Source organism: Hymenobacter sp. BT559, assembly GCF_017571525.1.
GTDB lineage: Bacteria > Bacteroidota > Bacteroidia > Cytophagales > Hymenobacteraceae > Hymenobacter > Hymenobacter ginsengisoli.
The window spans coordinates 23768-45095 of the sequence record NZ_JAGETY010000009.1 but is presented as its reverse complement, the minus strand read 5'-3'; the positions used below and the strand labels follow the sequence as shown (position 1 = coordinate 45095).

General features: G+C 62.0%; 14 protein-coding genes and 1 tRNA gene. 1 reads left to right on the top strand and 14 read right to left on the bottom strand.

Features of this window, described 5'->3' with window-relative positions:
* Positions 1–8: 8 nt before the first annotated feature.
* The gene (locus J4D99_RS13415; RefSeq protein WP_208132236.1) at positions 9–1193 is read right to left on the bottom strand and encodes a site-2 protease family protein; all 1185 of its coding nucleotides are present in this window, start codon (positions 1191–1193) and stop codon (positions 9–11) included.
* Positions 1194–1230: 37 nt separating this feature from the next.
* Positions 1231–1899, bottom strand: coding sequence for an HAD family hydrolase (locus J4D99_RS13410; RefSeq protein WP_208132235.1), 669 nt, complete (start codon positions 1897–1899; stop codon positions 1231–1233).
* A 146-nt stretch (positions 1900–2045) separates the two neighbouring features.
* Between J4D99_RS13410 and J4D99_RS13405 the strand changes: the two genes are divergently transcribed.
* Positions 2046–2119: transfer RNA gene (locus J4D99_RS13405), tRNA-Ile, on the top strand.
* Between the two features lie 186 nt (positions 2120–2305).
* Here the strand turns inward: J4D99_RS13405 and J4D99_RS13400 are convergent.
* The 12 genes from J4D99_RS13400 to J4D99_RS13345 form a co-directional block, all read right to left on the bottom strand.
* Positions 2306–5089 carry a TonB-dependent receptor gene (locus J4D99_RS13400; protein WP_208132234.1) on the bottom strand — a complete coding sequence of 928 codons (2784 nt, stop codon included), beginning with the start codon at positions 5087–5089 and terminating at the stop codon, positions 2306–2308.
* An 82-nt stretch (positions 5090–5171) separates the two neighbouring features.
* Positions 5172–6188 carry a zinc-binding alcohol dehydrogenase family protein gene (locus tag J4D99_RS13395; RefSeq protein ID WP_208132233.1) on the bottom strand — a complete coding sequence of 339 codons (1017 nt, stop codon included), beginning with the start codon at positions 6186–6188 and terminating at the stop codon, positions 5172–5174.
* Positions 6189–6235: 47 nt separating this feature from the next.
* Positions 6236–7024, bottom strand: coding sequence for an L-fucose dehydrogenase (locus tag J4D99_RS13390; RefSeq protein ID WP_208132232.1), 789 nt, complete (start codon positions 7022–7024; stop codon positions 6236–6238).
* Positions 7025–7047: 23 nt separating this feature from the next.
* The gene (locus J4D99_RS13385; RefSeq protein ID WP_208132231.1) at positions 7048–7887 is read right to left on the bottom strand and encodes an amidohydrolase family protein; all 840 of its coding nucleotides are present in this window, start codon (positions 7885–7887) and stop codon (positions 7048–7050) included.
* Positions 7874–8731: a fumarylacetoacetate hydrolase family protein gene (locus J4D99_RS13380; protein ID WP_208132230.1), complete on the bottom strand. Its 858-nt coding sequence runs from the start codon at positions 8729–8731 to the stop codon at positions 7874–7876. Before J4D99_RS13380 ends, J4D99_RS13385 begins: the two co-directional genes overlap by 14 nt.
* Before the next feature lie 38 nt (positions 8732–8769).
* The gene (locus J4D99_RS13375) at positions 8770–9534 is read right to left on the bottom strand and encodes an SDR family NAD(P)-dependent oxidoreductase (protein ID WP_208132229.1); all 765 of its coding nucleotides are present in this window, start codon (positions 9532–9534) and stop codon (positions 8770–8772) included.
* A 142-nt stretch (positions 9535–9676) separates the two neighbouring features.
* A complete protein-coding gene (locus J4D99_RS13370) occupies positions 9677–11476 on the bottom strand; it encodes a RagB/SusD family nutrient uptake outer membrane protein (protein ID WP_208132228.1) in 1800 nt (599 codons plus the stop codon).
* Between the two features lie 21 nt (positions 11477–11497).
* Positions 11498–14725: a SusC/RagA family TonB-linked outer membrane protein gene (locus J4D99_RS13365; RefSeq protein WP_208132227.1), complete on the bottom strand. Its 3228-nt coding sequence runs from the start codon at positions 14723–14725 to the stop codon at positions 11498–11500.
* 48 nt (positions 14726–14773) lie between these two features.
* Positions 14774–15463: a DUF3826 domain-containing protein gene (locus J4D99_RS13360; protein ID WP_208132226.1), complete on the bottom strand. Its 690-nt coding sequence runs from the start codon at positions 15461–15463 to the stop codon at positions 14774–14776.
* A gap of 312 nt (positions 15464–15775) precedes the next feature.
* On the bottom strand, positions 15776–16675 hold the full coding sequence (locus tag J4D99_RS13355) for a sugar phosphate isomerase/epimerase family protein (protein ID WP_208132225.1): 900 nt from the start codon (positions 16673–16675) through the stop codon (positions 15776–15778).
* Positions 16676–16721: 46 nt separating this feature from the next.
* Positions 16722–18182, bottom strand: coding sequence for a sialate O-acetylesterase (locus tag J4D99_RS13350; RefSeq protein WP_208132224.1), 1461 nt, complete (start codon positions 18180–18182; stop codon positions 16722–16724).
* The gene (locus J4D99_RS13345) at positions 18179–21295 is read right to left on the bottom strand and encodes a DUF6298 domain-containing protein (protein ID WP_208132223.1); all 3117 of its coding nucleotides are present in this window, start codon (positions 21293–21295) and stop codon (positions 18179–18181) included. Before J4D99_RS13345 ends, J4D99_RS13350 begins: the two co-directional genes overlap by 4 nt.
* Positions 21296–21328: the final 33 nt, after the last annotated feature.

The following is a 21328-nucleotide window of genomic DNA, read 5'->3' as shown; positions in this document are numbered from 1 at the left end:
TACGTATCCTACCCAAAAATACGCCCCTCGGGCAGCATCGCCAGCGGCGACGACGAGAAGCACAATACAAACAGCCCTACCATAACCCAGCCCAGTACACGGCGGCCGGGGCTCAGGGGGCGGTCGTCGGGTGCGCTCGGGTGGTAAATGCCTGAGAGCCGCCCTAGCAGCAGCCCAAATACCAGCCAGCCCGGCTGGCCCAACGTACCCGGCCAAGCTGTGGCCACGCCAATCTGGGCCAGCCACACCACGGCCGCCACTGCCAGCCCCCAGCTGCGCCGGGGCAGGATGCGCCAGAACACCGTGCCCAGGTACAGCGCGTAGGGCACGCCGCCGTACAGCCAGGTTTGCCAGCCGCTGCGCACCGAGAAGATGCCGAGCCCAGCGTAGAAAATGAACGCCACAAACAGCCCCGCCGACAGCCGCCCGGCCCGGCGTGGCCCTAGCAGGCCGTAGAGAATGTGCCCGCCATCGAGCTGGCCGATGGGCAGCAGGTTGAGGGCCGTAAAGAACAGGCTGAACTCGCCAGCCACCAGCAGCGGGTAGCGCAATAGCAGGTTGGGCGGCGGCAGGCGGTGCGGGTCGGCAAAGGCGGCTTCGAGCCAGCGGTAGAGCAGCGGCTGGGTCAGCGTGAACTCGGGCGCCGGGTAGCGGGCCAGGCTGCGGGTAGTCACGAGCAGGTACTCGGCCTGGTCGGGCAGGGTGTGAAAGCCGTAGATGAGCAGCGGCACCGCCACCAGCAGCCCCGCCAGCGGTCCGGCCAGCCCGATATCAAAAAACTCGCGCCGCGAAAATATCCGTTCCTTTATCCGAATAACCGCTCCAAACGTGCCCAGCCCAAACGGCATCGGCAAAAAATACGGCAGCGAGGTGCGCACGCGGTTGTAGCGCGCCGTGAAGTAATGCCCGAATTCGTGCACCGCCAGCACTCCTACAAAGGGCCCCGCATAGAGGGCACCCCACCGTAGCTGGGCCAGCCGCTCGGCCGCCGGGAGCTCGAATACATCGAGCGCCAGCCAGTCTACGGGCCCACTGCGCACCAGCTGCACGCCCGCTAGGGTAGTGGTAATAAGCGTGGCCAGCAGCAGCCCCAGGTGCAGGGCGTAGCGATACGCCGGCCGCATCGGCGGCCGCTCGTAGCGCCGAAACAGACGCTGCGCCCAGGCCCGGCGGGCGGGGGCGGGCTCGGCCACGGCGGGCCAGCTTAGCAGCGGCTCATCGGGGCGGGGCTCAGGCAGTGGGGGCAGGGGGTTCAGGGTATTCGCGGGGAAAAATGCGCAGGGCCTCGGGCAGCGCGGTGGTGAGGGTGAGGGGCGGGGCCAGGTGCAGCACCCGCAGCCCCAGGCGGCGAGCCGTGGCAATGTGCTGCGGACTGTCTTCAATGAATAACGTGTCGGCGGGCTGCCAGTTCATTTCGCGCAGGGCGTAGTGAAATATCTCCTCGCCCGGCTTGCGATAGCCAACCTCCTGCGAATAAAACACGCGGTCGAGGCAATCGGCTATGCCGTTTTTAAACCCGTATTGGTGGGCTAGCCGGCGGTTTACTTCCGCAATGTGCAGCTGGTTGGTGTTGGAGAGCAGCGCCGTTTGGTGTCCTTGCTGGCGCAGCTCACCAATGAGGGCTAGCCGCTCGGCCGGCACGTCGAGCAGCAGGGCGTTCCAGGCATCGTCAATCTGGACATCGGTGGCGTCGAGGTCGTAGAGTTGCCGCAGCCCGTCCCGGAACGCGGCGGGCGAAACGCGGCCGGTTTCAAGCTGGTCGAACAGCTCGGCCTGGCTGGCCTGGCTGTACTCGGCCGCCTGCCCGCTGCGGCTCAGGCGGCGAAAGGCCTCGGGGGTACGGGCGTAGTCGATGTCGATGATGACGCCGCCAAAATCAAAAAGTAGGTTGGGAAGCATGCGGTAAAGCAGGAGTACGAGCCAGTATTTGAGTAGCTGCCCCCAAAGGTCGGGCTCAAAAGATGCCGCGTGCCCGTTAATTCCACAGCCTATTTAGCAGTGCTGATGTAACTTTACGGCGTCAGCAGCCCTCGGGCGCCGGCACCGGGCCTATAGCTCAATCGGTTAGAGCAGCTGACTCATAATCAGCAGGTCCTTGGTTCGATTCCAAGTGGGCCCACGAAAACGGCCTTTACAGCAATGTAAAGGCCGTTTTTTGTTTATTCATCAGACCGGACATCCAGTTCGGAATTCTGATAATTTCCGTCATTATTGAAATGCACAATTTTGGGAACAGGCTGGTATATAGCAGATTGGCATTGCCTCTGCTATAAAAATAGCCGCTCCTGCTCAGCTTGCTCAGTACTTATCCGCCGCGTTGGCCGTTGAAGCCGCCGCGCCCGCGCCGCTCTCCGCCACCGCTAGGGCCATCTTCATTGGTTGGCAGCATACTAGCCGGGCGGATGTTATAAGTGAACATCAGCATGAGGTAGCGCTGCAGCACCGTGGTTTGCACGTCCGACACGTAGGCCACGCTCACGTTGCGCTGGATAGCGCGGTTTTGGCCCAGCAAATCGAAGGCATAAAGCTTGATTTCGCCACGCTGGCCCTCAAAAATCTTTTTGCCCAGGCTGGCGTTCCAGAGCAGGTAGTTTTGGTTGTAGGCGTTGCTCAGACCCCGGTACAGCTGGTGGGCCACATCAGACTGAATGCTTATGCCCGGCCCCACTATCCAGCTCAGCCGCAGGTGCGACGACTGGCTGAAGTAACGGCTGTCGAGGCGGGTGTTGAGCGTGTTCACGACGTAGCTCTGGGTCGAGTTGGAAGACAGTGTAAAGTCCAAGCGCTCACTGATATTACTGCTCAGTGTGAGGCCCGCCGTCAGGGAAGGGGTGCGCGAATAGTTCAGGCCTTGGTTCACCAGGCCGGGGTTCTGGCTGTAGCCTGCTCCCGCATTAGCATTGAGGTTGAGCTTGGCCCCTAGTATTGGCCGGCCGTAGCTGGCTTGGGTACGCAGCGTGTACTCGTTGGAAAGGTTGGTGGACTGCGTGAGCTGCCCCCCGGCGGGAAGGTGAGCTACTTGGTCGGTGCCGGCGGGTATCACGAGGGTGTCGCGGGCGGCCACGATAGTGCGATTGGCAATCGGATTCTGGGTAAACGAGCCCGTGAGCAAGGCAAAGAAGCTACCCTTTCTCTCCGGATTGGAGGCTGTGTAACGAGTCGTGAGGCTATGCTGGTACTCCTGGCGCAGCGCCGGGTTGCCGATAGTTAACTGCAAGGGGTTGGAGTTATTCACCACGGCCTGCAACTGATTGAGACTCGGCGCGCTGGTGTTCGTCCGGTAAAGGACGCGCAGGTTGTGGGTGCGGTCGAGGAGGTACCTGAACGTAGCCTGGGGCAGCACATTCACGAAGGTGTAGCGCACGGGCTGGGCCACCGGAAAGGTTTGGTCGCCGCGCAGCTGGGCCACCTGGCCGCTCACGCCCACCGAAGCCTGCACCTTGCGGGTATTATAGCGGTAGCTTAAGCCGCCGCCCTGGGTTAAGTAGTGGTTGCTGAATACGTTGGTGAGGGCCGTGTCCAGCCGCGAGTAGTCACCGGCTTGAAAATCAAAGGTGCGTTTATTGGAATTATTTGGCGCGTAGCTGAGCGAGTAAGTGGCTTGCGCCTGGCTGTGCAGGCCCAGCGGCTCGGTATGGGCTAGGGTGGCGCCTAAGGTGCCGCTGTGCTGCGTGAGGTCGGCGCGCTGGTTTAGGTTGGCGGTGGTGCTGGTGGTGCGCAGCAGGGTGGTGCCGCTGCGGTCGTTGAGCGAGCCCGTGAGGGTAAGGGAAATGGTGCGGCCGGGCCGCGTGCCCAGGCGGCGGCGCAGCAGCAGGTCGCCGCTAGGGTTAAAGCTTTGGTTATCGGTAGTATACTGGGTATTGATGGAGCTAAGCGGCGTGCCATCGCGGGAAGTCAGGCCCGCCAGGGTTCGATTGGTCTTGTTCTGCTGCCACGCTAGGGCTGGCCGAAACAGCACGGAGGTAGCCGAGTCAATTTTATGCTCGAAGCGTAGGTTGGCCCGGTGGCTATAGGTGAGGCTGCCCGAAGCGGCGGTCTCCTGGTAAAGCGTGCCGATGACGAACTGCCGGTTGGTCGTGGTGCTAAGCGTGTTGTTCGACCGGTTGAAGAAGTAGCTGCCCGTGAGTTCGGTCGCCTTTTTGTTCCACGAGTTGGAATAGTTGAGGCCGCCCGCGTGCGTCGTGCTGATGCCCCCTGAGTTGCCGGAAGCCCCTAGCAAGTCGGCATTGCCAAAGTTCTGCTCGTTCACGTTGTTGCTCTGGGTCAGCACCGTAACGCGGCGATTGTCGTGGAAATCATTGAGGTTGAGGCTAGCCCGGTAACGAGCACCTTTGGTAGCCGCGCTGCTGCTAGGTCCCGCGCCGCCTACCGCCCGCCCAAACTGCCCGTTGTGAAACTGCGGCTTAGTAATGATATTCAGCGTCTTCTGCGTGCTACCATCTTTGAAGCCCGAAAACTTGCTTTGCTCGCTCTGCTGGTCAAAAATCTCGACCCGGTCGATGGCATCGGCGGGCAGGTTTTTGAGGGCCGCGTCGGGGTCGGTGCCGAAAAAAGGCTTGCCATCTACGAGCACCTGGGCCACGTTTTCGCCCTGCGCTTGGGTCTTGCCGTCGGGCCCCACCTGAATGCCCGGCATCTTGGTAATGAGGTCGCCGGCCGTCGCATCCGGGTTCACCTTGAAGGCCTTGGCGTTGAGGCTGATAGTGTCGCCGTTCTGGCTTTGCTGTGCTGCCCGGGCAGTTACAACCACCGTTTTCAAGGCTATCCCATCTGCAGCCAGCTTAATAGTGCCCAAGCTGACGCTTGCCCTGTTGGCTGGCACCGTAACAGGCTGACGCTGGTCTTTATACCCTACAAAAGAAGCCAGAAATATATAGCGCCCCGGCGCCACGCCGCTCAGCTCAAAGCCGCCATCTACGGCCACCGCCGTGCCGGTGCGCACCGAGTCGGGCAGGTGAATGAGGATGGCGTTGGCGCCCACGAGTGGGCTCTGGTCTTTGGCATCGCGCACGGTGCCGCGCACGGTGCTCTGAGCCGCCGCACTGAGCGCTAGCAGCCAGGCCAGGACCGCAAAAAACAAAAGCCGCATAGGTGGAGCAGATTAGCGCACGGCGAGGCCTAGGGCGCGATGTCAGCCGATACTAGTTGCCCCGAATAGCGCGGGTGCAAAATCAGGCTATTTCAACGATGGCCTTGATAACCCCGGCTGCCGGGTTGAGCCAGTTAGCAAATTCAGCCTTCAAGTCGTCGAAGGCAGCCCGGTGCGTGATGTAAGTAGTAGGTTTCACCAGGCCTTGCTTCATCGACTCAATGACGTGCTCGAAGTCGGCGCGGGTGGCGTTGCGGCTGCTCATCAGCGTGGCCTCGCGCTTGTGAAACTCGGGGTGCGAGAAGCTGATATCACCCTTTTGCAAGCCCACCAGCACGAAGCGCCCGCCGTGCGCCAGGTACTGAAAGGCATTGACAATGGCTTTCTGGCTGCCGGTGGCGTCGATGACCACCGTTGGCATGTCGCCGCCCGTGATAGCCGCCAGCTGCTCGTGCACGTCGGGGGCTAGGGCGTTGAGGGTGCGCGCCACGCCGAGAGTTTCCCGGCAAAAAGCCAGGCGCTGCTCATTGATATCCAGGGCAATAACCTGGCCGCCCGCGATGCGGGCAAACTCCATGACGCCCAGGCCAATGGGTCCGGCGCCCACTACCAGCACCCACTCGCCGGGCTGCACCTGGGCCCGGCGCACGCCGTGGGCCCCGATGGCCAGCGGCTCGACCAAGGCCAGCTCGTCGTAGCTGAGGCCCTGGCCGTGCACCAGCAGCCGGGCGGGCACGGCCAGTAGCTCGGCCATGCCGCCATCGACGTGCACGCCGCACACCTGCATGTGCGCGCAGCAATTGGGCTTGCCCGCGCGGCAGGCCACGCAGTGCCCGCAGTCGAAATACGGAATAAACGTCACCGCCTCGCCGGGCGCAAAGCCGGGCGCGCCGCCCGCATCTACCAGTTCGCCCGCCAGCTCGTGGCCTAGCACGCGCGGGTAGCTAAAGAACGGCTGCGTGCCCTCAAAGGCGTGTAAATCGGTGCCGCAGATGCCGATGCGCCGGATGCGCAGCAGCGCCTGGCCGGCCGTCGGCACGGGCGCAGGGCGAGTGTGGTAGGCAAACTGGCCCGGCTCGGTGCAGACTAGGGTATTCATGGAAAAAGAGGAGATGAAGGGGGTAGGGCCGGGAAGCAGTGCCCGCGCTAGGCGTTGGCCAAGGCGCGGTCGAGGTGCACGTAGCCGCCATCCACGTGAATGATTTGGCCGGTAGTGTGGCTGGAACGGGCCGAGAGCAGGAAGGCGGTGGTATTGGCCAGCTCCTCGGCGGTGGTCATGCGGTTGCCCAAGGGGATTTTGCTGGTGATTTCGCGCAGCTTCTCCTCCGGGTGGGGGAGGGTTTGCAGCCAGGCCGCGTAGGCGGGCGTCCAGCTTTCGGCCACCATCACGGCATTTACCCGAATGCCATATTTGAGCAGCTCCACGGCCCACTCGCGGGTGAGGGCGTTGCGCCCGCCGTTGGCGGCCGCGTAGGCCGAGGTGTTGCCCTGGCCGGTTTCGGCTGTTTTGGAGGTGATGTTGACGATGGCGCCCTGCGATTTTTTGAGCTCGGGCAGGGCGTGGTGGGCCATGAGGTAGTAGTGCACCACGTTGCGGTGCAGGCTCCGCATGAAGCCTTCGTAGGTGCCGTTTTCCAGCCCTACCCCGTCATTCACGCCGGCATTGTTCACTAGGCCATCGATGCGGCCGAAGTGCGCCACCACGGCCTGCACGGCGGAGGCGCACTCGGCAGGTTCGGCCAGCTCGGCGGCTACGGCCCAGGCCCGGCCGCCCGCTGCCTCAATGGCAGCTACGGCTTGCTGGTTATCGGCCAGGTTGCGGCCCACGATGACCGGAATGGCGCCTTCCTGCGCCAGTACCTGGCAGATGCCCTCGCCGATACCCTTGGCCCCGCCCGTGACGATAATCACCTTATCCTGAAGCTGTAAATCCATTTTACGTAGTTGGTTATTAAGTATTATGCAGTGGCTAAGCCGTAGAAACGCTCCGCATTGCCGCCCCAAAACTGGACCTGCTCGCTGGCCGACAGGCGGGCTACATAGTCGGCTACTAAGGCATGCAGGCGGTCGTAGCCGCCGGCCACGTTGCACACCGGCCAGTCGGAGCCAAACAGGACGCGGCTAGGCCCAAAGGCTTCGAACACCACGTCGAGATAAGGCTCAAAGTCCTGGGGCTGCCAGTGCTGCCAGTCGGCTTCGGTTACCAGGCCCGAGACTTTACACAGCACGTTTTCGTGGGCGGCCAGGGCCTGTAAATCGCGCCACCAAGGCTCAATTTCGCCAATCTTGATGAGCGGCTTGGCAATGTGGTCGAGCACAAAGGGCTGCCTATCGAAACAGGCGGCTAGCTCGGCGGCGTAGCTTAATTGGTCGGGCAGCACCAATAAGTCGTAAGTAAATCCATGCGCATAAAGTGCCCCGAGCCCACGTTTAAAGTCCGGTCGCAGCATCAGCGCCCGGTCGGCTTCGCCTTGCAGCACGTGCCGAAAGCCTTTCAGCTTCTCAAACTGGCTGTAGTGGGCTAGCCGCTCCCAAATAGTGCCGGCCTGCAAATCGACCCAGCCCACTACCCCCTTGATAAAGTCGTACTCGGCCGCCAGGCCCAGCAGGAAATCAGTTTCGTGCTCCGACTGGCTGGCCTGCACCGCCACGCAGCCCGCTAGGCCGTGCCTGGCCAAGAGGGGCGCCAAATCGGGGGGGAGGAAGTCGCGCCGGATGGCCGCCATATTGGGCGTTATCCAGGCGTCGCGCACCGGGTCGAAGTGCCAGAAATGTTGGTGCGCGTCAATGCGAGCCATACGCTTTCACTACTTGGCGCGAAGTGCCCAGCCCGTCGATGCCTAGCTCTACCACGTCGCCGGGCTTGAGGTAAATAGGTGGCTTAAAGCCCAGCCCTACCCCCGCCGGCGTACCCGTCGAGATGATGTCGCCGGGCAGCAGGGTCATGAACTGGCTGAGGTAGGAAACGAGAAACGGCACCTTGAAAATGAGGTTGGCGGTGGTGCCATCCTGCATCAGCTGCCCGTTCACCGTCAGCCACAGGCGCAGGTTGTCCAGGTCGCCCAGCTCGTCGGGCGTCGCCAGAAAAGGGCCGACGGGCGCAAACGTGTCGCAGCCCTTGCCCTTGTCCCAGGTGCCACTGCGCTCCAGCTGAAACTCGCGCTCGCTCACGTCGTTGTGCAAGACGTAGCCGGCGATATACTCGTGGGCATCAGCCTCCTCTACATACGAAGCCCGCTTGCCGATAACCACTGCCAACTCCACTTCCCAATCCGTTTTTACCGAATTTTTAGGAATGATAATGTCATCGTTGGGCCCCACGTAGGCCGTGGTCGATTTCATGAAAAGTACCGGTTCGGCGGGCGGGGTAGCCCCGGTTTCGCGGGCGTGGTCGGCGTAGTTGAGGCCAATGCACAGGATTTTGGAGGGCCGCGCTACGGGTGGCCCCAGGCGCTGACCCTCGGCTAGGGGGGGGAGAGTCCCAGCGTTCGCCTGCACAAAGTCGGCCAGCCGCCGCAAGCCGTCGGTAGCAAAAAACTCCTCAGTATAGTCTTGGCCAAAGGCCGACGCGTCGTAGTACTGGTCGTGGAGCACAACGCCCGGCTTTTCCTGGCCCGGCTGGCCGTAGCGGATGAGTTTCATATCAGGAAGTAAGTAGCAGTAAGAAAGCTTCTTATGAATCAGGTGTTTAATTTGATAAAGCCGCCGTCGAGGGGGTAGTCGCAGCCGGTAATGAAGCCGGCTTGGTCGGAGCAGAGAAACAACGCCAGGGCGGCTACTTCGTCGGGTTGGCCCATGCGGCCGATGGGCTGGCTAGCCGACAGCTTGGCAAAAATCTCGTCTTCGCGGCCGGCGTAGTTTTTCGCAATAAAGCCATCGACGAAGGGCGTGTGCACGCGGGCCGGCGAGATGCTATTGCAGCGAATGCCGGCGGCCAGGTAGTCGCGGGCTACCGAAAGCGTCATGGCGAAGATGGCACCCTTGCTCATGGAGTAGGCAAAGCGGTCGGTGAGGCCCACGTGCGCCGCAATGGAAGCCATATTGATGATGGCCCCGCCGCCCTGCGCCTTCATGAGGGGCACGGCCGCGAAAAGGCAGTTGTAAGCGCCCTTCACATTGACCTGGTACACCCGCTCGAAGTCGGCCTCACTGGTGGTTTCGACGGTGCCAACGTGGGCAATGCCCGCATTGTTGACCAGAATATCGACCCGGCCGATGGCCTGAAAAGCCGCTACTACGGCGGCCTGCTGGCTCACATCGGCGGCGTGCACGTGGGCTAGGCCGCCGGCCTGGGCTATTTCGGCGGCAACGGCCTGCCCGGCTTCGGCACTCAGCTCTAGGAGGTGCAGGATGGCGCCCTGGCGGGCAAAAAGCAGGGCAATGGCGCGGCCAATGCCACTGCCGCCGCCCGTAACGACGGCGTGTTTCCCGGTTAAGCTAAACATACGTTGCGATAATGCAATAGGGGTAGGGACAAAATAAGTGAGGCGCTAGGCCCCATACGCTAGTGCGCCGCCAACCCGAAGCGAGTGGCGGCGCACCAAGTTAAAAGTAGAACCAGGTAAGCACGTGAAAGACGACTGGTAGCTATTGCAGCGGGTCGAAGGCGCCGCCCCAGGTATTGTTTTGCACCAGCTTGGGGTTGTTGTCGATGGCCAGCTGCGGAATGGGGAAAAAGTAGTACTGCGGCAGCCAGTTGAGGTCCTTGGTATCCAGGTACGTGGCGGAGGAGGTGAAATCCAGGGTGAAGTAGTTGGTGTATACCTGGTCCAGGTTCAGGTTGTCGCGGGTGGTAGCAAAATCAGCAGGCACGCCCGTGCTTTTCAAGGTGATAAGCAGCTTGTGGCGGCGCTTGTTGGGAAGTGCGTTGAGCGCGCTCTCCACCCTTTTCCAGCGGCGCAGGTCCCAGAAGCGCTTGCCTTCAAACGCAAGCTCAATCTGCCGCTCATACAGGATGGCATCAAACAGCTGGGCGCGGCTCAGGCCGGCTTGCAGGCCGTAGTTGCCATCGGTGCCCGCTTCGATGCCGGCGCGCTTCCGAATGGCCTTGAGCTGGTCCATGGCCACACTCAGGTTGTTGGTGCCGCAGGCGGTTTCGGCCAGGTTCAGCAGCACCTCGGCGTAGCGAATCTCAATCCAGTCGGTGCCCGAATACTGCGCGTTGGCCACGGCTACGTTGGGGTCCACGGCCTTGCGGGTGTAGAAGCCGGTCTTGCTAGCCGTCGTTTCCGTGGGTTTGGTGCCCACGTAGTACGTCCACAGCTTAAAGCTGCTGTTGCCGTTCAGGGGCCAGGTGCAGCCGTTGTACGCAATGGTTTTGTCGAAGCGCGGGTCGCGGTTTTTGTAAAACAGCTGGTCGGTGTAGGTGTATTTGGTAGAGGCGCCGGGCTTCTTGCCATCCAGCATCGGGAAGGCCTTCACCATTTCCCAGCAAGGCTGGTAAGAGCCGCCGCCAGTGCCCGTGTAGGAGGGGCGGGCCGAGTTGTCGTAGCCGTTGCTCTTCGACACGTTGGTGCCCGTTGAGGTATTATAGCCCGTCACGAGTACCGATTCCGGGTTGTTTACTTCCTGAAACCAGAGCTGGTCGAAGGACGAGTTCAGCCCGAAGCCGCTGGCCGTGAGCAGCGACACAGCCTGCTGGCTGGCGGCGTAGGCCGCCTGCCACTTGCTCATATCATCGGTGGGGTTAAACTGGGGGCTAGCGGCGGTTAGCAGCACGCGGGCCTTGAAGGCCGCGGCTGCCCCCCTGGTAATGCGGCCCCAGTCGCTGGAAGAAGTCCACTTGCCGGGCAGCACGGCGATAGCCGAGTCGAGGTCGCCCACGATGGCCTTGTATGTGTCGGCCGTCGAGTTGCGGGGTAGGAAGTCGTTGGCGCGGGCGTCGGGGCCCACGGCGTTGAGTGGCGTAAAGCTCAGTGGAACCCCGCCATACACACGCACCAGGTCGAAGTAGCGAAAAGCCCGGAAGAACTGGGCCTGCGCCCGCAGCCGGTTTTTGGTGCCCTGCGGCAGCGAGCCATTCTTCACATCCAGCAAGAACTGATTGATGGTCCGCAGCTTACCGTAGTTGTTGTTCGGGGCCAGGGCCGTACCAAAGTCGCCCACGTCGTTTACCTGCACCTGCCCATCCACGTAGATGTTGTCACCATACGATTCGTCGGCGAGGGTAGCGGGGTTCACCGAGCCGATACCGGAGCCGGTCTGGCCGCCCCAGGTGGGCAGGTTTTGGTCGTAGATGTAGTTGAGGTTGAGGTTGACCAGCGTCGAGTCGGAATAAATCAGGCTGCCGTTGATGGCGCTCAGGTTTTCTTTATCCAGCACCTTGCTGCAGCTGCCTAGGGCCAGGCCTGCGCCAATAGCCACTGCCAGGAGATATACTGATTTCATGGGAAGGGGTGGGAAAAGAAGTTACAGACTCACGTTGATTCCCAGCGACAAATTGCGAATGGTGGGGTAGGCGTCGAACGCGCCCGAGTACGTCTTATAGCTGTAAGGATTGTAGAAGTTCAGGGGGTTTACAGCCACGAAGAAGACGTTCATGTTGCTGATGTGCAGCGGCGCGAGGAAGGCCGCTGGCAGCGCATAAGAAATGTTGGCGTTGCGGATACCGGCCGAGAATGAGTTGCGGAACCAGAAAGCCGACGTGTAGCTGTTGGTACCTTGGTTGGCCGAGGCGTAGTAGGGGCTAGGGTAGGCCGCATTCGGATTATCGGGCGTCCAGTGGTCGGCCCAGAACGCGGGCCGATTGATAGTGGCCGTGGCCGCCGCCCGTGCCGACGCCTCTACCGTGGCCTGGCCACCATACGAGAGGCCCATCGTGGCCGAAATCGTGAACGACTTGTAGGTGATGCTGGGGTTGAAACCCACTGCGTAGTGGTTGCTCGACTTCGGCGTCAGGTAGTCCTGGTCGGCATCAGTAATGATGCCGTCCGGGGCAGCGTAGGTGCCATCGGCCTGCTTGGGGCCGCGCACGTCGTCGTAGACTAGCATACCGAGGGCCGGCTTCACACCCGCGATGGTATAGTTCGGATGGGCCGCGTTGAAGGCATCGAGGTCGGCCTGCGTGCGCAGGAAGCCCGCGTAGTGGTAGCCAAATACGCCCTGGTCGCTCGACTGGCCGGTGGGGTCAAGGTAGGTGTTAATCTGACCTTTGGGCACATCTATCAGAATTTGCTTATTGTCGCTCCACGTAAAGAAGGTATTCAGACGGAACGACCAGTCTTTAGTGATGCGGTTGTTGTAGCCCAGCGATACCTCGTAGCCAAAGCCATTTACCGACGCATAGTTCTCCGAAGGCAGCGTGGCACCTACTACCAGCGGCACGGCGCTGGTAATCTGCGTGAGCATGTTGTAGCGGTGGTCGTAAAACGCATCGGCTGTCAACGAGACACGGCCATCGAAGAAGCGTGCGTCGATACCCACGTTATACTTGGTGTCGGCGTCCCAGCGGGCGTAGGGGTTAGCCATGGCGTTGTTGGGCGTAATAACGAGCGGTCGGTCGCCATTGCCACCCAATACCGCGCCCTTGCCCAGCTGAATAGCATAGCTGGTGAGGTAGTTGTACGGCCTGGTGGCATCGCCACCGAGCGCGCCTATCGAGCCGCGAACTTTCAGGAAGCTCACCGCCGGGATATTGTCGTGGAAGAAGGGCTCTTCGGAGATAACCCAGCCCACCGACAGCGACGGGAACAGCCCCCAGCGATATTGAGGTGCGAAGTTGGTGCTGGCATCGTAGCGCACGGCCAGCTCAGCGAGGTACTTGTTGGCGTAGCTGTAGTTGATGCGGCCAGCGTAGGAGAGAAGGCCCGTTTCGGTCTGGCTTTCGGTGCTGGTCTGGGTGCCGGTGGCGAAGTTCATGTTGTCGAGCCCGCCCACAATCACACTTTCTATCGAGCCAGCTACCATGTCGGTGTAGGTTTCCGACTGTTCGAAGAAGCCCAGCGCCGAAATCTGGTGCTTGCCAAACTCGCGGTTGTACGTCAGGTAGCCGTTGAGCTGGTAGCTGTTGTAGTTCAGCGGATTGATGCGCACGATGTCACCGTTTTTGATGGGCGTCACGCCGAGCACATCGCCGCCGAAAATGTGCTTGTGGTCGCCGAGCATCGAAAACCGGTACGTGTTGTAGTACGTGCCAAACTGCTTGCCAAAGGTGTTGTCAATGGTTTTGCTGAACAGCAGCCGCGCCTGCAAGCCCTTGATGACCGGAATATCGTAGGTGATATTGGCCGTCAGGTTTAGGCCCGTGTACTTGGTATCGTTGTAATTGCCAGTAGCTTGGGCAGCAAAAAAATTGGTAGCCTCAATGGTGTTGGAGTTAGCCGTCGACGTCAGAATGGGCAGGCCATTGACGTAGGGCGGGTTAAACTCCGACGCGTAGAGCAGGCTGCGCATGTCGTTTTCCACGTTCTCGCCGCCCTGCTTCAGGTAGTAGTTGTGCTTATTAAACAAGCTGCCGCTGAACGAGAGCGAGGCCGTTAGGCCCTTGGTCACCTTCACATCGGTGCTGGCCCGGTAAGTCCACTTATCAGAAGAGGTATTATTAAAGTTGGAGTTCTGAAAGTTGTAGGAGAAGCCCGCGAAATAGGTTACCCGGTCCGAGCCACCGCTCATGTTTAGCGCATGGCGCGTTTGCAGCGCCGGCTTCCAGGCCATGCGCAGCCAGTCGGTATTGTGGTCGGCAAAGTACGCCAGCTCATCGGGGGTATAAATGGAGGCGTCGGTCAGCGGCTTGCCCGCCGCTGTGTTCAGGTCGTTGAGGTAGGTAGCCTGCTGCAAGCCGGTCATCATCTTGGGCAGCTGGGCCGCGTCGGCGACGCCGGCCGAGCCATTGTAGCTGAACCTAGGAGCCCCTAGCTGGCCCCGCTTGGTCGTGATGACTACCACGCCCTGGTTGGCCCGCGCGCCGTAGATAGCGGCTGCGGCATCTTTGAGCACGGAAATGGCCTGCACTTCCGACTGGTCGAGCAGGTTAAAGTCATCCTGCGTACGCACCACGTTGTCAATCACGTAGAGCGGCTGCGTGGTGCCGCCGTCTTTCGACAGCAGGCTAGGGTTGCGTACCGTAATCAGGCCGGGTTCGCCGGGGCGGCCGGTACCACCGCTCACGCTCACGCCCGGCAGCTGCCCCTGAATAGTGGCGGATAGCGTGCTGGATGGCAGGTTCTGAATGGCATTCATGTCCACCGAAGCCACGGCGCCCGTCAGGTGCGCCTTGGTTTGGGTGCCGTAGCCTACCACCACTACCTCGTCGAGGGAGGCATTGTCCTCCTGCATCTGCACTTCTATGGTGCTACGGCCTTTTACTTCTACTTCCTGGGTCTTGAAGCCGATAGAGCTGATTATCAACACCTCATTGCCAGTCGGCAGGTTGAAGTGGAATATGCCACTGGCGTCGCTGGCCGTGCCGGTTTTCGTGCCCCGGATGATGATAGTCGCACCTGGTAGCGGGTTGCCCTTGGTGTCGACCACCTTGCCCTGAAAGGCAACTCGAATGCCCGACGGGGCCGCTGGCGCAGTAAGGCCGGCCGCCAGGCCAGACTGAGCCCCTAGCAGGGTGCTGCTCAGCAGCAGGGCGCAAGCCAAGCGAGTAGGCGTAGCGCCAGCCAACGGCAGGTGCTGATGTAAAAAGTGGGCCATAGCAGTTTGGTGGGTGAAACTGAGAAACTAAAGAGAAGCGAGAAAAGGCTAGTGGGCGGCCGACTCGGCCTTGCGGGCGGCCAGGCGGGCCTGCCAGTCTTTGCCGGCCTGGTTCATATCGATGCCGGCGGCCGAGAGATAATTGTTGATGCGGCCCTTATACTTGCCAAACCAAGCGTGTTTTTCTTGCGAGGTGCCGGCATCCATGGCGTGTTCGCGGGCTTCGGTGAGCCAGGCTTGCATCTGGGTTTTTTGCGCGGCAGTGAGCGTGGGCAGCATATCCTCATAAGCCGCCATTGTGATGGGCAATACGTTGTAAGTCATGCCATTCTTCACCTGGTCTACCTGGGCGGGCGTGAGCTGGTGGCCTAGCTGGCGCAGGTACTTGCCGTGCAGCTTGTCGAGCGCCGCGGTGGTTTTTTCCTCTACCTGTTTGGCTTCGGCCGCCGTTTTCTCGTCCTGCGGCTTGGCTTTGAGGGCGGCTAGCTGGGCTTTGCGCGCCTCGTGCACCTCGCTGAGCTGCCGATACTGCCCGGCAATCAGGTCACGCACTTTGGGGGCTTTATCGGCCGGTAAGGTACCAAGAGTAGCCACAATTTTGTCGGCCCGCTCAGTAATGGCGCGGGTGTAGGCGGCCTCTTTCGCTTCAGTAGCTGGGGCCTGCTGGGCCAGGCTAGGAGTCGCGCTAGCCAGCACGGGTAGGGCGGCTACTAACAGGCTTCGAACAACAGTAAACATGCGTGGCAAGTGGTTGAAACAGGTAAAGAGTTTACCAGCTAATACACCACGAATTTCCCGCGCTTATCACCTAGCTATCTGCATGTTTTTAACAAGTTATTGTAGAAAATTATCATCAAAAAAACATCTAATACTGTGAGTTACCAAGCCACCTTAGCCAAGCCCAATTTGCAGGTTATTCCCTTGGTAGCCCTCCAGTTGTATGCGTGTGAGCGCTTGGAGGCTCACGCTCGCGCCTAAGTACCCTAATTAGGAATAGCCACTTGGTCGTTTGTGGTAATATCCTACGCTATCCTCCCCTAGCTGCGCAGGCTAACTTGTTTGAAAAATTGATTTTAAATAGGCCGCGTTAGCCCCAAAATTCTTCTTCACATTGCGCGGGTCAGCCGCATCGCGCGAGCGCTCGATTACGAGCCAGCCCTGCCAGCCCATCTCGGCGAGTGTTTGCTTCACTCTCAGCATATCGAGGCGCGGGTTGTTTTGCAGCCACACGCCATCCTCGTCGGTGGCGTGAATCTGGCAGATGCGCTTGCGGCCCAGCGTGCGCAGCTCCGCGCATAGGTCGCGGCCTTCCTTAAGTGGGTTCGAGAAGTTAAAGTAAATCTGGATGTGCTTCGAGTTTACGTCGCGCAGCAGGGCCACGTCGCCGGCCGCGTCGAGCGCGGTTTCGATGCCCACTACTACCCCCGCTTGCTGGGCCATTTTGCCCACTACCCGCAGCCGCTCCACAATGGCAGGGCGTAGCTCGGGGTTCTTGCGCAGGTCGCCCTGGGTGCCGAGCGGCAGGAAGGCCACCTTCACGCCGAGTGCTCGCATCGTGTCAAAGCAGTCCTGCACCATACGCTGGTACGTGGGCCGCGTGGCAAACGACTGCGCGTAAAATCCCGTCATGGCCAGCGAGCAAATGCTCAGGTTCAGCTCCTTAGCCTTGTCGATAAACTGCTGGCGCACCTCGGGCTTGGCAAGCTGGTTGTCGAAGGTTTCGCGCTGGCCCAGGCCGCCCATATCCACCTCCACGCCATCGGCCCCAATGTCTTTGGTAAGCTGCAGCGCCCCGAGCTTCTGGCGCTTCAAAATCATTAAATCGACGACCGCAATCTTGTACGTCAGCTTTTTGGCGCGCGCGCCGGCCGCAGCCGGGAGCAGCAGGCTAGCCAGCAGCAGCGAGCCGGCGCCCAAAAAGTCGCGCCGGGATAGGGCCTCGTGGTTCATCGGGAGGGGAGGTAGGAAGTGAAAAATGAGGGCTAGCAGCAGCGAGCTACTGAGGCTTCGGCGCTGGTTTCTCGGTTTCGGGCCAGCTGTCCGTCCGAAACGGCCTAGCCGGCAGCCCGTCGGCCGAAAACAGGTTGGGTTGCGCCGCCTCGTCCCAGCCAAAGCGCACCGCCACCGGATACGCCACCCCGGCCGCCGACACCAGCACCTTATTGCCCTGCACGCGCGCCTGGGCGGGCACAAATACCCGGTTGGCCCCGGCAATAGCAAAGTCCGTGAGGGGCTGGCCGTTGTGGCTGCGGAGCTGGGTGCCGGGCGCAAAAAGCACGGTAGCCACCGGGCCTTTTATCGTCAGGCGGTGGTAGGTTGGCGCAGTCGCCACCCCCGCTTGGTGGTAGGTGCCGGCCAGGGCTAGCAGCGCCAGGCGGCGGCCGATTTCCCACTTGTAGGGCGGGTGAATGTCGTCGAGCTTCGTGACCAGGTCGGTCGTCACAATGGCGCCGGTGTGGGGCAGGGCCAATACGGCTTCCTGCGCCTCACGAAAGCGAGGCAAGGTTTCTTTGGTCAGGGCGGCGTTGGCCTTCGACTCAGAGTATTTGAAGGGGGCTAGCTCGACGTAGTAGAACGGCAAATCGGCGTCGTGCCAGGCCGTGCGCCAGCTGGTTATCAGCAGGCGCATCTTTTGGGTGTAGGCAGTAGACTCGGCCAAAAAGCAGTTGCTTTCGCCCTGGTACCACAAAAAGCCACGCAGCGTGAGCGGCACTAGCGGCCGGATCATGGGCTCGTAGAATTTGCCTGGCTCGCCCGACACCGCCTGGCCCGCAAACGCCCGGTCTTGCCCAAACGCGTCGGCCGCAATCCAGGGCTCGATGCGGCTGCCCGGCACCGACGATGCCACCATGCCCACCGGCACGCCCAGCTTCTGGCGCAGCTCCTTGGCGAAGAAATACGCCGCCGCCGAAAACATGCGTAGCGCCGAATCCTGGGCCACGCTCCAGCCCCGATGCAGCGAGTCGGGATGCACCAGTTCCTTGCGATTCACCAAAAAAATGCGAATATTAGGGTCGTGCGCGCGTTTTAGCTCGCTCAGCGCGGTGGTGTCGGCGCCGGGCGGTAGGGTCACTTTGCTGCTCTTGCGCATGGTGTACTCCATATTTGACTGCCCCGAGCACAGCCACACCTCGCCCACCAAAATGTTGTGCAGGCGAATCGTATTCGTGCCGCTAATCACCAGCTCGGCCGGCGTGGCATTGGCCGCGAGCGGCTGCAATACCACCTGCCAGTGGCCCGCCGCGTCGGCCACGGTGCGCGGGCTTTGGCCGGCAAACTGCACCGTGATGGCCTCGCCCGCCGCGGCCGTGCCCCAAATGGCCACCGGCTTGTCGCGCTGCAGCACCATGTTGTGCCCTAGCACGCGGGGCAGCACTACCCTGGCTTGAGCTTGGAATGCGGCTAGCAACAAGGTCAGCCCGGCCGCTAGGCCCGATTTTAGGCGGGTGCTGCTCATTTTCGCTCTAGCCAAAGTACTTCTGTCTCATCGCCCTGCTTGGCTAGCGTCGCCGTTTGGCCGCCCTTCACGGTCTCTTTCGTGGCCGCCAGCGCCCCGGTTTTGGGGTTGATGCGCTGCACTGTAAACGTGCCACTCAGGCCCGATAAATCGAGCGGCGCCGCGCTTTCGCGGTACACCAGCAGGCTGGTTTTGCCGTTGCTGAGGGCCCATTGCCCAGCGGGCTTACCCGGCAGCTCGGTCGGCAACATGCCCGCCACGGCCGCCGCGAAGAGCGCATCGGCCACGCGGGGCACGCTAGCCAGCGAGCCCCCCGCCAGCAGCACCGCCCAGCCAAACGCGTCGGCGCCATCGGCCGAGTACAGCACTGCTTTCTCGGGAAATTGCTGGCGGTACTCGCGCACGGCCCGGTACACTTGCTCAAACGAGCTGCGCTTGGGGTTCAGCAGGCGTGCGTGCTGGCGCGGGGCCAGGTTTTGGCCGCCGGCCGGGGCGTAGGCCGTGCCGTTGAACTGGTAATGCCAGTAATTGATGTCAATGACATCGACTACGCTAGCCCGCGCTGCATCCGCCAGGATGGCGTCTTGCACATCCTTGGTAGTGCTCAGGGCAATGAGCGGGTGCTGGCCGGTTTCGGTTTCCCATTCCTTAATGGTGTCGAGCCAGAACTGCACGAAGGCCAGCGGCCCCGTAAACTCGGCCCCAATGAGGTGAATCACGCCCGATTTGCCGGTGAAGTTGTTGAGGCACTGCCGAATGTAGGCGCGGTGCAAGGGCCGCCGCACCGGGTCGTTCACGTCGTAAAACTGCTCGGCCAGGAAAATGCGCTTGTCGCCGGCGTAGGGCGGCGGCTCCGGAAAGCCGGTGTTGTTCACATTATTGACCGGGCGCCACGGAAAGTCGGCGTAGTGCGCCCCCGCCTCGATGATGTTGTGCTGGAAATAGTGCTCGTGCAGCAGCACCAGGCCTTTTTGGTCGGCCAGGTCGGCAAACTGCGCCAGCCGGCCCCAGTACCACTTGTTGTACTTCGTGAGGTCGTAGCGGCTCAGGCCATCCCAGGCCTGCCCGGTGCCGCTGCGGGCAAAAGGCAGCTCGTAGAACGGCGCCCACGTTTCGCCATCCATGCGCCGGATGCGCTCGTGGTCGTCGCGGCGGCGCTCGTACCACAGGCCGTAGTTGTGGCTTAGCGCCACCACGTTGCCGGCCCGCAGCGAGTCGGTCATCGTGGCAAGGTCGTCGGTCAGGCCGCAGCCGGTGAAGCCCGGTACAAAGCGCGTGACGTGCGCTTTGGCCCCCGCCAGGCCGTAGGGGCGGGCGCTGCCGTTCCACCAGGGTACCTCCTGGTGGCGGCCTAGCACCAGCGCATCGCCGCGCACCACCACCCCATGCACCAGCCGCAGGGCGGGCGCGTAGGCGGGGCTAGGGGGCGTTTTCACGCCCAGCTTATCAATAGTGGGTGCCGAAGTCTGGGTAGGAAGGGGCTGGCGAGTGGCTGCCGCGTCGATGAGGGCCGAGAGGGTAGGCGCGGGGCTGACGGACAGCCGGGTAAGCTCTTGGGCCACGGCAACTTTCGGGCTGCTTGATGCCTCGGTGGGCACCGGCAGTAAGATGGCCCGCGCCTTGGCGGCGTCGCCTACCCGGTCGATGAGCTGCGCGTAGTACAGGCTGCGCGGGCTGATGTTCTCGTTCGATTGGTCCCAGTGGCCATTGCCGCCAAACTGCGCCCAGGTGCCAAACGCCCAGTTTTGGGCCGTGGGCGGGCGGTAGCAGTCCACGCGGGCGGCGGTGCATTGCCACAGCACGCTGTTGGCCACGGCCCAGCCGGCGCCCTGGCCGTCCTGCTCACGGTTGCCAAAGCGCAGCGCCTGGCCGTATTCCTTGATGATGTCAAACAGCACGCCCGAAGCCCAGCTATCGATGCCGCCGCTAAAGCTGAGCGCCTGCTCGGCCTCGCACTGCACGAAGGCATTGGGGCCGGCAGCGCAGTAGCCCACCGCAAAGTCGTGGTAGCCCTGCTCGGCATACAGCCGCTGAAACAGCGTTTGCGAGCCTAGGGTGTAAAACGTATTGCGCCGCTCGTTGCCGATTTCTGACACCGGCTCCGTCGAGCGGCAGTCTTCCACCGTGAGGCGGCGCACCGTGGCGTGGGCCAGCACCGCCGAGCCCGCAAAGTGCCGAAATGCCACCTGGCGCACCCAGGCATCCTGGGCGTTTTGGAGGTCGATGGCTACCCAGCGGTGGTTTTCGTCTTTGGGGTTGCTGGCATCGGTGGTCGATTCCATACGCAGATTTTCTACCCCCACCTGCGTAAGTAAACCCGGCCAGGTGGCGCGCGCCACGGTGCCGCCACCGTAGGCCTGGTCGAGGGCCGTAGTCAGGGGTGCGTCGAGGGTAAGGCCGTTCGCGTCGATGGCTACCACTTGCCGGTCCCAGCTGATGTCGCGCTGGCCCGGCTTCCAGCCCAGCGCCGACAAGCCGCCGCCGAAGGTTTCCATGCCGAGCGCCTTTATCCAGGCGGCCGTGCTGGGGCGCCGCACGACAACCCGGTCGCCTACCTTAAAAGCGGTGGGGCTAGCCACGCGCACGGTGCGGGCATTGACGGGCACGTAGCGGTCGGAAATGGGTTGGGCGGCCTCCAGGCGGCGGTCGTCGCGGCCGCTGACAGTGAGCAGGTGGTCGCGGCTAAAGCCGGTGCCGCGCAGCGTAGTGCCGCCATCGGCCATGCCACTGCCCCGCAGCACCACGCCCGAAGCGCGAATAAAGAGCCGGCCCGCTACCTCGTGGGTGCCCGGCGCCAGCAGCACGGCACCGCGCAGCCCGTCTTTGCCCAGCGGCAGCCGGGCCACGTAGTCGAGCGCGGCCTGAATGCGCGCCGTGGCGTCGCCCGCCTGCGCGGGCACCGTCACCTTGATAACGGCGGTCGGAATTGCCACCTCGCCCGCCCGATAGCCGCAGTACGAAAAATCGGGCACCCGATTGCCCAGCGAATCGGGCGCGTACACCAGCCGGCCCTGAGCATCGACCGCGACGGGTGGTTGAATCTTAACCGGCGGCTTTTTACCCTGCGCTACCACACTGGTTGGCGCACCGGCCAGCGCCAGCAGCGTAAGCAAAGCAGCGAAAGGAGGCAATTGGGGCACGGGGGT

What these genes read in the sequence shown, in the direction of transcription:
- J4D99_RS13400 (WP_208132234.1), bottom strand. Translation starts at nt 5,089, where the DNA reads ATGCGGCTTTTGTTTTTTGCGGTCCTGGCCTGGCTGCTAGCGCTCAGT.
- J4D99_RS13355 (WP_208132225.1), bottom strand. Translation starts at nt 16,675, where the DNA reads ATGAACCACGAGGCCCTATCCCGGCGCGACTTTTTGGGCGCCGGCTCG.
- J4D99_RS13375 (WP_208132229.1), bottom strand. Translation starts at nt 9,534, where the DNA reads ATGTTTAGCTTAACCGGGAAACACGCCGTCGTTACGGGCGGCGGCAGT.
- J4D99_RS13385 (WP_208132231.1), bottom strand. Translation starts at nt 7,887, where the DNA reads ATGGCTCGCATTGACGCGCACCAACATTTCTGGCACTTCGACCCGGTG.
- J4D99_RS13360 (WP_208132226.1), bottom strand. Translation starts at nt 15,463, where the DNA reads ATGTTTACTGTTGTTCGAAGCCTGTTAGTAGCCGCCCTACCCGTGCTG.
- J4D99_RS13390 (WP_208132232.1), bottom strand. Translation starts at nt 7,024, where the DNA reads ATGGATTTACAGCTTCAGGATAAGGTGATTATCGTCACGGGCGGGGCC.
- J4D99_RS13370 (WP_208132228.1), bottom strand. Translation starts at nt 11,476, where the DNA reads ATGAAATCAGTATATCTCCTGGCAGTGGCTATTGGCGCAGGCCTGGCC.
- J4D99_RS13395 (WP_208132233.1), bottom strand. Translation starts at nt 6,188, where the DNA reads ATGAATACCCTAGTCTGCACCGAGCCGGGCCAGTTTGCCTACCACACT.
- J4D99_RS13410 (WP_208132235.1), bottom strand. Translation starts at nt 1,899, where the DNA reads ATGCTTCCCAACCTACTTTTTGATTTTGGCGGCGTCATCATCGACATC.
- J4D99_RS13380 (WP_208132230.1), bottom strand. Translation starts at nt 8,731, where the DNA reads ATGAAACTCATCCGCTACGGCCAGCCGGGCCAGGAAAAGCCGGGCGTT.
- J4D99_RS13365 (WP_208132227.1), bottom strand. Translation starts at nt 14,725, where the DNA reads ATGGCCCACTTTTTACATCAGCACCTGCCGTTGGCTGGCGCTACGCCT.
- J4D99_RS13350 (WP_208132224.1), bottom strand. Translation starts at nt 18,182, where the DNA reads ATGAGCAGCACCCGCCTAAAATCGGGCCTAGCGGCCGGGCTGACCTTG.